This window comes from Leptospira weilii, assembly GCF_006874765.1.
Lineage (GTDB): Bacteria > Spirochaetota > Leptospiria > Leptospirales > Leptospiraceae > Leptospira > Leptospira weilii.
The window spans coordinates 1,392,362-1,405,000 of record NZ_CP040840.1; the positions used below are offsets into that span (position 1 = coordinate 1,392,362).

The window sequence follows — 12,639 nt, forward strand, 5'->3', positions numbered from 1 at the left end:
AACATTGATAGTTCCTTTGGAACCATATATGTTGCTTATCCGAGCTTCATATTTTACAAAAAAAATTTTCCCCACCAGGAGCCTCCGATGCCGCCCTACATGCCAAAAGAAGAGATTACCCGCCTAAAAACGGAAACGGACCTGCTTGCGTTGATACGCGGATATGGAATCGAGCTAAAAAAACACGGGCTGAACTGGCTGGGAAGATGCCCGTTCCACGAAGACAAAACGCCTTCGTTTGTCGTAACCCCTACAAAGAACTTGTGGCACTGCATGGGAGCCTGCCAGACGGGAGGAAGCGCGATCGATTTTCTCATGAAGAAAGAGGGAATCGGCTTTAACGAAGCGGCCCAAGTGCTGAAAGAGAATCTCACGAAAAGTACGGGACTTGGGAACAAGAAACCAGCCCCGCCGCTTGCGTTGTCAAGGGAACTGGGAAGAAAGATCCCGACGACGGAAGGACTGGGAGAAGAAGAACGGGAAATCATCTTCAACGCATTGAGTTACTACCAAAGTACGCTAAGAGAAAGTAGAATCGCGCTTTCGTATCTGAATACAAGGAAAGTGGGAAGCGAGGAATCGATCACCAAATTCAAGTTAGGCTACTGTGACGGAAGAATGGGAAGAACGTTACCGGTAAGACAAAGCGGAATCGGAGTCAAGGTGAGAGACGTGTTGAAGGACTTTGGAATCTTGAGCGAGAACGGACAAGAGTATTTCCGGGGAAGAATCGTAATCCCGATCTTTACGCGCACGGGGGAAGTGTGCGGGATGTATGGAAGAAGAATCATCCCGAGTAAATCGGGCTCCCCGGATCATTTGTATATCCCTGGAAGACATTTGGGAATCTGGAATGAAGAAGACGCGTTTGCAAAGAATGAGCTAGTACTTTGCGAATCGCTACTCGACGCGTTGACGTATTGGGAGAACGGAATCCGAAACGTGACTTGCAGTTACGGAGTGGAAGGATATACCCAAGAACTGCACGAAAGGATTTTAGAGAAAGGGATAGAGAAGATATATATTTCGTATGACGGGGACGGCGCGGGAGACAAGGGAGCAAAGAATGTCCACCTCAAATTAAAGAGTGAGGGAATCACAACGTATCGAGTATTGTTCCCGCTGGGAATGGATGTAAATGAAGTGGCGGTGCGAAGTGAAGAGCCTCAAGACAAGTTGTTACGACTGTTGGAAGAAAGTCCGTTGTATGGAGAAGAGGACTTCGAGACAAGACAACAAAAACCGGAAAGGGCAATCGATGCGGCCGCCGAAGGGATTTCCTTAAAGGAAAATGGAGAAGAGAATACCCCGCCATACCCAACAAAACAAGAAGACCAACCGGAAATAAAGATCACAAAGGAAGAAGTGGAAGTAAACTTTGGAGAGAGAAAGTATTTAGCAAAAGGCCTCTTTCGCAATACATTAGAAACATTGAAAGTGACGCTCAAGGTGAGCCAAAAAGAAAGATACCACGTAGACACAGTGGACTTACTCAGTTACAAAGGCAGAACGGCATATATATCAACTGCTTCGAATGAGTTAAACCAAAAAGAGGAAACGATCAAGAGAGAAATCGGAAGACTCATCAATATCTTGGAAGAGGTATTGAACGAGAAAGAAAAGGAAAGAAACGTAAAGACGGAAGTGGAGTTAACTCCGGAAGAAAGGGCCCAAGCGATCCGGTATTTGGAAGACGAGAAACTGCTAACCAATATCATCCTGGACTTTGAAAGATGCGGACTTGTGGGAGAGAGAATCAATTCTTTAGTTGGATATCTCGCGAGTATTACAAGAAGAACGGAGAACCCGCTTGCCATTATTATACAAAGCTCCTCGAGTGCGGGTAAGTCGACCCTAATGGACTCTATCCTTGATTTTGTACCGGAAGAAGAGAAAGAGAAGTATTCGGCGATGACCGGCCAAAGCCTTTTCTATATGTCCTCGAAGAATTTAAAGAACAAGGTGTTAGCGATATCGGAAGAAGAAGGAGCGGAACGGGCGAAATACGCGTTAAAGATACTCCAGAGTGAAAAGAAAATCAGCATTGCGAGTGCCATGAAAGACCCGACGACGGGAAGAACGGTGACGGAAGAATACAGCGTGGAAGGCCCAGTCGTGATCTTTCTCACAACCACAAACTTAGAGATTGATGAGGAGTTAGAAAACAGATGCCTCATCTTGACGGTAAACGAAGGAAGAGAACAGACAAGAACGATACTCGAAATCCAAAGAGAGCAAGAGACCTTAGAGGGAATCGTAAAGAAACGAGACACAGACAAGATACTAACGCTTCACAAGAATCTACAAAGGATCCTTCGTCCTTTAGTGGTTGTGAATCCGTATGCAAAAGAGTTAAAGTTTCCGGATACGAAACTCCGGATGCGCCGGGATCAAAGAAAGGTTCTCACGCTCATCAAATCGATCGCACTTCTTCATCAATACCAAAGAGAGAAAAAGATCGGAACCGACGAGAAGGGAGAGAGATTCGAATACATCGAGGTGGAAAGAAAAGACATGGAGCTTGGAAGTATTCTCGCCTCGAAGATCTTGGGAAGGACGCTCGAAGAGTTAACGCCGCAGACCAAGGAAGTATTGTATTCACTTCACGCAATGGTTACAAAAGAAAGTGAGGAACAAAAGCTTACCAAGAGTGAAGTGAGATTCACAAGACGTCAAGCGAGAGAGAGACTCGGAATGAGCGATACGAGACTTAGAGTCCACTTGAGGCGACTGGAGGAATTGGAATACTTGATCGTACGAAGCGGACGACAGGGCCAAATAGCGGAATATGAACTTTTGTATGAAGGAGAAGGAAAGGAGGGAGAAGAATTTGCCCTTGGGCTATCTTTCCCCGAAGAAAGAGAAACGGGAGGATACCGCAGTCAAGTGATGAGTTTAAAGAACAAGAATGACGGAAAGGATATCGCTCACAATCAGAAGCACAAGAGACTTGCGGTAGTGAAGGACTATTTTACGTGGCTTGTAAAAAAGCGAGAGTTGCTTGTGAATCCTTCCCTTGACTGGGAAATTCCTAAGTTTGTGAAAAGTAGCATACCGCACAACGTGCTGAGTGTGGAAGAAGCGGAGAGAATCTTGTCATTACCGGATGTAAGCGACGTATTTGGGCTAAGAGACAGAGCGATGCTTGAGGTGATCTATTCGACCGGAATCCGCAGGATGGAACTTGGGAATCTTTCTTTAAGCGATATTGACTTTGCAACCAATACGCTGCTTGTGAGGGAGGGCAAGGGCAAGAAGAGCCGACTGATTCCGATCAGTGACCGTGCACTAAGTTGGGTGAAGAAGTATTTAGAGAAGGGCCGCCCCGTGTTATCACACAATGAGGAAGAGAAGAGTCTGTATTTAAACAAGTATGGCTTCAAGATGGATGTAAATAATATTACGAGTTTATTTTCCGGGTATCGCAAAGCGGCGGGAGTGGAAAAGAGACAGTCGGTACATATCTTCCGGCATACGACAGCAACCGGGATGCTTGACAACGGGGCGGACATACGACATGTACAAGAAATGCTTGGGCACGCGAATTTGAGCACGACTCAAATCTACACGCACGTAGCGATCCGCAAGCTGAAAGAGGTATATGACAAGACTCATCCGTCACTGCATACTCCGGATTCAAGTTCACTTGTGGGAGGGGCTTCTCCTCAAAAAGAAGAACTTGAAGCAAAGGACAAGACCAAAACTCAAGAAGAACCGAATACGAGTTAGTGTCTAGGAATCAGTAATTAGGTGTTAGGGATCAGTAATTAGGTTCTTGTAACATTCCATATCTCTAAACAAGCAAACGAAAAGGACCGGTTAAAGAGAGGACTTCCCTCTTTAGCCGTTCTTTATTTCAAAAAATTAACAGAATTCAAAAAGCCTAAACCACTTAGGAGGCCGAAGGCTTATTAGGGATCAGAAGTCAGAAATCAGGGATCAGGAAATTTACAGAAGGAGGGAAATCAACCTTTGTTAAAGCGAAATTGCACTATTAGGGAAAAATAACTGAACTCTGAAATCTAACATCTGAGTTCTAAAACGGAGTGTATTAGAATGAATATTATCACGCTTGCGAATTTGAAAGGCGGGGTTGCAAAGACAACGACCGCGATTAATCTATCCATCCAGTTACGGGAGAAGAGAAAGAGAGTCCTTTGTATGGACTTGGATTTGAACAACAACCTAACTGACTTTTTTCTTCGTGGAGTGAGAGAGGAGGAATTGGACGAAAGGAACATATATCACGCGCTACTCGAACAAAAAGAAATCGAGGCTTGTGTGTATGAGACCCGATTTCCGGGGATTGAAGTACTACCGGCGACAATATCTTTAGGGAAGATCACGGAGGACTTAGGAAGTGACCCGAGAGTGTTGGGATCATTTGCGGAGAAGTTAAAGAAACTTGAATATGATTTTGTAATCATCGATACGCCGGTGTATTTGAGTTTGGAGCTGAGATTTGCGCTTTGGATAGCGGATATGGTATTGTATCCGGTGAGGCCTTCCCGGTGGAACTTTCAAGGAACAAAGACGTTACTGGGGGAAATAGAAAGTATATACGAAGAGTATCGGGAAGCGGAAGAAAAAAGCAAGGGAGTAAAGACCTTACTTGTCCCCTCGATTGCGAGTAAGGGAAAGAAGGAAACGGAGAGGATCTTGAGCTTGAGAAAGAAATACGAAGTATCCAATACAGTGATATGGAAGTTGTCTGCAATTGAAGCGGCCACAGAGACGGGAAAGGCTTTAAAGGAAAACACAAAGGGATACGAGTTATTTGAGGAGTTAACGAACGAAGTATTAAGAAACTTAAAAGGGGGTAAAAGATGAAAGCGGAAGAGAAAGCAAAAGGAACAAAGAAAGAGACCTCCTCCAAAGTTTCCTTAGAAGAGAAGGCGAAAGAGTGGATGGAAGCGCAAGAGTCCACTCCCCGGCCCGGATCCACATTTGGGAAACAGTATATACCGAAGGGGATTACTCTCAATCCGATCGTGAAGATGGTGAAGCCTGAGAGTTTGAAGCCAAATCCGAGAAACGACTTTGACCACTTAAGTGAGGAAGAATATGCAAATCTCAAAGAGAACATTGCGCTAAATGGAATCTTGGATGCGTTAACCGCAAGAAAGGACGGGACACTTGTCACGGGAGAGAACCGATACCGGATAGCTTTAGAGTTAAAGGAGCACGAAGACGAGAACGTGCGGCGTCGAATCGAGAACATACCGGTTCGATATTATATGAACGAGTTAACGCTTGAGGAGGAATACGACATACTCGAAGGAGACAATTTATTTCGAAGACATTTAACCAGTGAGCAGAGAAAGGAGCGGCTAAAGAGAAGAATCCTTCGCAAATACAAAGATGAACTTGTACAAGACAACCGAGGTGGGGACAGAAAGAGCGAGTCGTCTAAAAAAGAAGGAGAGAATTTCAAGGTAGAAGAAACAAAACAAGAGAGGGTTTTAGATTCAGAAATATTAAGCGAAGAGAAGTTAGGAAGTTTATTCAAAGAAACGGATGGAATGTCCGGAAGTGAGCTTGGGTTATTCTTCGGTGAAGTTGGCGCCTTAGAGGAGCAAGCGAAAGAATCAAAAGTTCACCCCGATCTTTTGATCGGTAATTCTGGAAAGGATTTGGGAAAGAAGGAATCTTCTCTTGCTGGAAGCGGTTCTGGAAAATCAAACTATGAGGGTCATAGTTTGATCGAGAAGCCTAAAAAAGAGTTAGCTAAAAAGATATCGGAAGAAGAGAGAATTCCACTTGGAACCGCAAGGAATTATGTTTCCGAATTAAAGAAAGAGTTAAAAACCAAAGACCCGAAGCAAACCACAAAGAAAGAGAAACCGGCCAAGAAGGATGAAGGCAAGAAGAGTCCGAGACAAATCGAGCAAGCGAAGGTGAAGGAGTTTCAAAAGAAGTATGGGAAGATGAGCGCATCGGGCAAGAAAACGGAAGTGAGCCGCTTGGTAGGAAGGCTCATACAGCTTCGAAAGAAGAAAGAGAAGTTGGACGTAGAAATAGCGGCTTACCATCGGGGCTATTCGGAGATTGTAGAAAAGCTCACAGCAGTCGGAGAAAAGAAGCGGGTTTGGGAGGTGTCTAAATGAAAAGCAAAAACGAGACAAAACGAGCCTTAAATGGAATTGATCCGAAAGCGGTGGAGAAAGAAGCTTCCCTCCAAAACAGAATGGAATCGTATGGGAAGAGATATGACAAAATGAGTTCGGCAAAGAAGAGAGAGGAAGTAAAAAGTCTATTACAGAAATGGAAAGTATATCGCAAGAAGATTCAAGAGTTGATTCTTCAATTAACAAAGACAGCGGAGAAGGAAATCGAGATTGAGAGAAAACTGAGAGTGATCGGAAGAAGGTCGATCCAGTAGAAGAAATGAGTCTAAAAAGTGAGAAAAAAACAGCTGATTTTATCCCTCAAATTTCCTACATTTTCCTCACTTTGAAAACTTCCCTTTAGCAGATATGAGAGAGAAAAAGGATTGGACAAAGGAGAAATTGGGAGACTTCAATATTCAAGATGAGACAATTAAAAGTAATCATTGAGAAACATCCAGACGGATATGTATCGTATCCGCTTGGACTCAAAGGTGTGGTAGTGGGACAGGGAGACAGTTACGAAGAAGCTCTAAACGATGTAAAGTCAGCGATTCGATTTCATATTGAAACGTTTGGAGAAGAAGTATTTGAAGAAGAATCTCCCGTGATGGAAGCCTTTATTGCGGAAGCGGTAGCGGTGGATTGATTGCCTCAGAAATTTCCTGTAGATGCTCCCAAAGCGCGAGTAATCAAAGCCCTGAAATTCCTGGGTTTTGAAATTATTAGAGAAAGAGAACACATATCGATGAGTCGTGAAAATCCGGATGGAACTAAAACACCTTTAACGATTCCGAACCATTCCAAGATTAAAGGATCTACGTTACGTACAATCTGTTCTCAATCCGGGATTTCCAGAGACGATTTTTTAGATGCTTTTGAAGAATTTTAGAGCTGTCACAGCAGTTGATTTTTCAAGATACGATCCACAACGGCTTTTTTGATCTTAGGTTTTAAAGAATGAGAATAACACACTATCCTGAAACTGATTCAATCTATATTGATTTGTCGAACCGCCCTTCTTTCGAGACGAAAGAGATTAATTCAGACCTAAACGTAGACTTGGATGAAAACGGTAGACCCGTAGGGATTGATATTCATGGACATGCTTCCAAATACGTTGATATATCCTCGATCCTTTTTGAGACTGCAAAACCGTAGTTTTCAAGTTAGGATCTTCTTTCCTTAACAAGGATGTAGAAGAAAACTTCCCTCTTTAGCCGTGATTGTTTGGCATATCCAAATCGCGAAGAGATATCGGAGTTCAAGGGGAAGAGGAAAGGAAAGCCCGTATTCAAGAGATATCGGCACAAAAATGTACAATAACGGTTTGAAGGATTTCGGTTTAACGAGAAGGATCTTGTTTCTATTTTAAAAAACCGGGAAAGAAACCGGGAAAAGAGAGTAATTTAGAACTTTTACCGAAGAAGAAAAAAAGTACGGAAAACGAGTCCTGTTCGGGTCCTAAAATGCCTCCTTCCGAAAAAACGAGTTGCCTAAATTTGTGATACCAAAGAGAGTTAAATAGCACGATTTCCCTTAACTCGAAAAGGAAATCCTCGAAAACCCCCGCCCTAATACATTGCGCTCCTTTCCTTGGGGCCTCTAAACTTAAAAACCCGATCTTTGGAATCTTTTCTAAAGACGACTCCGACGGAAACGTCGGGGCGGAGGGGGGATAGTAACACCCCCCTGCTAATGTTGAAAATTCAAAAAGTCCCTAGTGTACAAAGGGAGAAATCGGCTTGTATGGGACTTAAATACTATTGGGAACAAACAATCTCTGTGCCGGAAGAACTCAAGAAACCGTTTGTAGACTGGCTGTCGTTCACGGTGGAATATACGGACGAAAGCTGGGACTGGCTAGAATCGGTCTTTGGAGAGCTAAGAACCGAAGAGAAAGGCTTTTCGGGATATACGAAAACCTTTCGCACAAGTGGCGAAGTGTTTGGAGCGTATTCACCGGAGAGAAGAAACCAAAAGGTCTATGTATCCCTTTCGTCGAAGGCACTGTATCATTTTGGATTAGGTGCAACGAGTTTAGCGGGACTCATCCAAGGAGCGATTGAGAGAAAGGGAAAATTCACCCGGATTGATCTTGCCCAAGACGACTACGAAGGACTCTTAGATTTACCTTTGATCTATGAGAAGTTAAAGAGAAAGGAAATCTCGACACGGTTTCGAGGATATACGAAATATGAATCACCGGTGACATTAATAGAGAGGGGAAGTTTATTTAAAGACCACAAGATTGGGCAACACGGCTATACAATCTATATCGGAGCGTATCGAGGAAGTAATTGTTTTGTTCGAATCTATGACAAGATGCTGCAAGTGGGAGAAGAGAATTGTAATTGGCCGGTATGGAACCGGGTCGAGTTTCAATTGAGCCAGGAAGCGGCGGACCAGTATTGCAATCCTACTTGGAACGTGAATCCTGAAACCGGTGAGATTGTGAAGGGTAAGAATCGCTTTCCGGATCCGAGACGGGCAACGTTTGCGGATCGTAGCTTTCCCAAGACAGCGTATTACTATTTGAAGTTTTTAGATCCGTATTACAAACAGAAAGAGGATAGCATGGGTTTTGGATACTTAGTAGAAACCCACAAGCGGCATTGGCCTGATTGTAGTTGGTGGACAAAATTCTTGAAAGTATCGGAAGGTCAATCGATCGGTCTACCAAAGAACGAAACGGGACTAGAGGAAATCGACAACTGGTTAAAAACGCAAGCTTCGAGTTCACTCAAACTTCTAACAGAAGCGTATGGAGAAGAATATCTACTTGAAGTATTGAAAATCGGACAAGAGAAGATGGAAAGAAATCCGAAATATCAAAATTTATTAAAATCTCATCGAGAAAAAGGTAAAAAGACTTTTGAAATTCCCATTCATGAGATTCCTTTTTGAAAAAAGTGAAACTTTAAAATTGAAAACGAAACCTAATTCGTTTGAAGAATCCTGGAAAGTTCGTTTTTAGTTCGAAACCGAATCAAAAATGAAAAAAGGCTTCAATTTTTGAATCAGACCCGAGAGAAACTTGAACAAAACCTTCTAAAATCGTTCTTGCTGAATCACTTTTTCAAAAAAAGCGAAACTTTACTGGAACCTTACTGAAACAATAACGGAACTTTAGAGAGACTTTAAAAAACAAAGACTCGCTAATTACGTAAGAATTTTTGAATGAATCGCGGATTCGGGAAAACACTAGCATTTACTAACATCTATCAAAATTTCATCGGAAAGGAACCAAGTTTTACGGCTAAAGACGGAAGCGGCCGCTTGATTTTTGTATTATTACATTTCAAACGGGACTTGTTCGGAACATATGATTTCCCAAAGTGAACTTGTTCGATACTTGTGTGGAACTTGTTCGGAACATATCGTATTTCAAAATGAACTTATTCGACACTTGTTCGGTATCTGTGTGAGACTTGTATGGAATCTAAAGGATGAAAAGGGAGCGAGAACGAACGCGAAACGGCTTTGATTTGCGTTTTATCGCATTTCAAACGGGTTTTGTTCAAGCTCTGTTCGGGTTCTGTTCGAGCCCTATCATATTTTAAACTGGTTCTATTCGAGTTCTGTTCGGGTCTTGTCCGAGCCCTATGAGGCTTTTTAATCCGGCAGAAAGCAAGAATACGGTCTTGAATCGGTGAATCCTTGCAGAATACGAATTGGGACCGGGAAACGAGCAAGACTCTTGCCTGTATTCTTGAAAAACCTGAAGAAATCCGAAGTTTTCCGCAATTTCAGAGTTTGAAAGGTTGAACTTGGAAATTGGATCTCCAATATTTCCGGAATTTAGAATGAAAACCTAAAAAATGTTTCGTTTATTTCCGTTTTTTTCGGAAATCACATGAAGGAATTTGAATATTTCCAAAGTGTTCTTAGGGAAATTTTCTTGTGTATTTTCAAAAACGGTCTAAGGGGATTTTTTTTCGGAGGCGTCAACGATTAGGAGCTAAAACGGTTCGGATCGGGGAACGCTCTTGGAATTTTGCGACTTTGACGGGAAAAGGCTTAGGGCACGCTAGTCACGATCCATCCAAATTCTTCGTCTTCGATCCACTCGCTGTAACTGAACAGCAAGGTTCCCTTGGGGATGGTCTTCGTTGCGAAGGTTCCGTTTTCCCCGAATTTGTTGATTCGTTTTTCGATCATGCAGAAAGATCCCTGCGTTTATTGCCAATGGCAAAATTTTTATCTATCAAGAATGGTATAAAAAAAACTTCAATTAAAATACTTAATCCGAGTAATATTTAGTGCAAGTTCTTGCCGACTTGTCTCGTAAGGAAAACCCATTCTAAAAACATAAATAAATTTTCCAAGATCAACTTTCGAGGGGCTAAAGGCTTCAAGAAAGTCTTTCCTTCTTCTGTTTGAGACGAACCCATTCGTAAAATCTTGAAATTATTTTCGTTAATTTCTAGAACAAGAGGAACTTGCGAAAGAGCCGATTCCAATGTTTGGATTTTTCTAGTTTCGACCGGGACTTTGCCTGTCTCTAAAAAACGAATCGTCGAAAATCGATCTTTGATTTTTCCTTGGATAAGTTTCGCTTGTTCTTCGAAGTTCGTTCTCTCTTTGGAAAAAGAACCAAAGTCCGTAAAGATCGAAAAATTTTTTACGACATCGGAAGTTTTTCCGAATGGTCGACTAAAATCGGATAAACTTTTTTACCGTCGAATCTTTCGAAACAGCAAATTGCTCCTTGTTTCATCGGATCTAAAAGTGTGATAATTGATAGGACCGAATTCGATTTTTTTAGCGGGCTTGGAGACCGATTTGAAAATACCGATCGATCGGGCTAAATATATGTATAGCCGTTCATTAATGCGACATGAACTTGCGTTGAAATTTTACAAAAAAATTCTTCCAAAGATCAGAACTAGAAACTTCGTAGAATGATTCAAATCGCCGATTCGATCCAAAATTTCGATCGTTTCCCTTTAGGAAATTTTTTTGAATGAGACTTTTTAGAAAAATAAGACCGGAAGAAACTCCGGATACTCTCACTCATCTTTATCTCAATCCGGAAAATTCTTCCTGGGCAAATCTGGGTTACTGGAAAGACACGACGGATTATCCGACTGCCTGTAAGGCGTTGGCTCGACTTTTAGGTGAAAGAGCGGATCTCAAACGGGGACTCAAGGTATTGGACTTAGGTTTCGGATGCGGGGATCAGTTCTTTGTCTGGAAGGAGGAATTTTTCCTAGACTTTGCCGATCTTATCGGAGTCAACGGTTCCTCGGTGCAAGTGGGGTTTGTAAAAAATCTGTTCGAGTCTCGATCGGATATTTTACCTGGACTGATTTGTTCTCCCGTCGAAGCGGCGATCGTTTCTTTTCCGCATCGCTTCTTCGATCGAATCCTTTGTTTGGACAGCGCTTCTTTTTTCTCCGATCGAAAAGAATTTTGCAGACAAGTCTTTCGTGTATTAAAACCCGGAGGTAGGTTCGTTTCCGCGGAGTTGGTCTTAAAAAATTCTAGATTGGGAATTCTAGACTCTCGGCTGAGAGATCTAGTTTGTACATTGAGTTCTATTCCTAAAAATAATCGAGTCACACCCGATTCCCTTTCCCAACTTTTAAAGTCTTCCGGATTCGTATCGGATGGTTTCGATTTTTTAGAAGAAGATGTCTTCGGAGGATTCTCGAGTTTTCTCAAAAAGAAAATGAAAGAGCCCCGCATCCCGCAAAGAATCGCTCGTAAGTATTCCCGTTTTGCGGAATTTCTAGGCGGGGAAAGAATGAAAAGATACTTTCAATTTGTTCTTTACGCGGCCGTGAAACCGGATTAAGAACGCATCGAATTCTCAACCCAACGTCTTACGTCCAAGGAAGTGGACACTCCCGCTTCTAAAAGAGGAATTCCGTACCTCGCATAAGAGCCGCAAAACCAGATTTTTCTTCCCGGTTGTTCCTGAAGGGTCTTCAATTCTTCGGTGGTCTTTCGATTTTTCAGATCGATGATCGGTCTCTCAAATCGGGAACGGGAAATCAGTGTGCCTTGCTTAGGTTCTTCCAAAGGATTCCAGGTTTGAAAAATTTCGATCTTTCCGATTTCGGGAAGCACTTTGTTCAATCGAATCGTAGCCGAAGGTTTATCCGTTTCCGGCGAAAGAGTGAAACAAAGAGGAGCCCAATGTCTTTTTTTATTGGGCATAAAAGAGGAGTCGGTGTGCATCAAAACTTCCGATTCTTCGTAACGGAATGAGGAAAGAAGTTTTTTCTCCTGAGTCATATCGTCCGGAAGAAGCGGAATTGCCTGATTTGCTGGAGTAGCGACCACGACCCGATCGAATTCCTCCTTTCCGTCATCGAAAGAAACAAAAACTTTTTTACCGTTCTGTTCGATCCTTTGGGGATTGGACCTTAGTCTAAGCTCCTTCGCTCCGATCGAAAGTTTTTTCGTGATGTCCCTGGTTCCCCGGCTGGCGGTTAGAAATCGCAGAAATTTCAATCCGTTCGAGTGATATCGAATCACCGCTTCCGCCGGATAATTTTTCGCGCTTTTGAGCGTGCAGGTGTTG

The 12,639-nt window shown here is 42.7% G+C and carries 10 protein-coding genes and 1 pseudogene (1 of these 11 running past the window's edge); 9 read left to right on the forward strand and 2 right to left on the reverse strand.

What is annotated here, in order from left to right; genetic code table 11:
* Window positions 1-87 precede the first annotated feature (87 nt).
* The 8 genes from FHG67_RS06695 (at window position 88) to FHG67_RS06735 (ending at window position 9,014) form a co-directional block, all read left to right on the forward strand.
* Window positions 88-3,729, forward strand: coding sequence for a tyrosine-type recombinase/integrase (locus FHG67_RS06695; RefSeq protein ID WP_142499703.1), 3,642 nt, complete (start codon window positions 88-90; stop codon window positions 3,727-3,729).
* Between the two features lie 327 nt (window positions 3,730-4,056).
* Entirely contained in the window at window positions 4,057-4,830 is a 774-nt protein-coding gene (locus tag FHG67_RS06700) for a ParA family protein (protein ID WP_142499704.1), read from the forward strand.
* Window positions 4,827-6,107 carry a ParB N-terminal domain-containing protein gene (locus FHG67_RS06705; RefSeq protein ID WP_142499705.1) on the forward strand — a complete coding sequence of 427 codons (1,281 nt, stop codon included), beginning with the start codon at window positions 4,827-4,829 and terminating at the stop codon, window positions 6,105-6,107. Before FHG67_RS06700 ends, FHG67_RS06705 begins: the two co-directional genes overlap by 4 nt.
* Window positions 6,104-6,382, forward strand: coding sequence for a hypothetical protein (locus FHG67_RS06710; protein ID WP_004503304.1), 279 nt, complete (start codon window positions 6,104-6,106; stop codon window positions 6,380-6,382). The genes FHG67_RS06705 and FHG67_RS06710 overlap by 4 nt, the downstream gene beginning before the upstream one ends.
* A gap of 149 nt (window positions 6,383-6,531) precedes the next feature.
* Window positions 6,532-6,756, forward strand: a complete 225-nt coding sequence (locus FHG67_RS06715) for a type II toxin-antitoxin system HicB family antitoxin (protein ID WP_004501435.1) — start codon at window positions 6,532-6,534, stop codon at window positions 6,754-6,756.
* Window positions 6,757-6,999 carry a type II toxin-antitoxin system HicA family toxin gene (locus FHG67_RS06720; RefSeq protein WP_004501442.1) on the forward strand — a complete coding sequence of 81 codons (243 nt, stop codon included), beginning with the start codon at window positions 6,757-6,759 and terminating at the stop codon, window positions 6,997-6,999.
* A gap of 68 nt (window positions 7,000-7,067) precedes the next feature.
* Window positions 7,068-7,268, forward strand: a complete 201-nt coding sequence (locus FHG67_RS06725; RefSeq protein ID WP_010579166.1) for a DUF2283 domain-containing protein — start codon at window positions 7,068-7,070, stop codon at window positions 7,266-7,268.
* Between the two features lie 588 nt (window positions 7,269-7,856).
* Entirely contained in the window at window positions 7,857-9,014 is a 1,158-nt protein-coding gene (locus FHG67_RS06735; RefSeq protein WP_004502119.1) for a replication initiation factor domain-containing protein, read from the forward strand.
* A gap of 1,119 nt (window positions 9,015-10,133) precedes the next feature.
* Here the strand turns inward: FHG67_RS06735 and FHG67_RS06740 are convergent.
* Window positions 10,134-10,268, reverse strand: a pseudogene (locus FHG67_RS06740) (SET domain-containing protein-lysine N-methyltransferase); the annotation flags it as partial.
* An 805-nt stretch (window positions 10,269-11,073) separates the two neighbouring features.
* Between FHG67_RS06740 and FHG67_RS06750 the strand changes: the two are divergent.
* Complete coding sequence (locus FHG67_RS06750) at window positions 11,074-11,907, forward strand: class I SAM-dependent methyltransferase (RefSeq protein ID WP_142499706.1); 834 nt, start codon at window positions 11,074-11,076, stop codon at window positions 11,905-11,907.
* Here the strand turns inward: FHG67_RS06750 and FHG67_RS06755 are convergent.
* Window positions 11,904-12,639: the 3' portion of an NAD(P)-binding protein gene (locus FHG67_RS06755; protein WP_004496372.1), read on the reverse strand. The gene runs 521 nt beyond the window's last position; only the last 736 of its 1,257 coding nucleotides appear in the window; its start codon lies beyond the right edge, outside the window; it ends in the stop codon at window positions 11,904-11,906. The genes FHG67_RS06750 and FHG67_RS06755 overlap by 4 nt on opposite strands.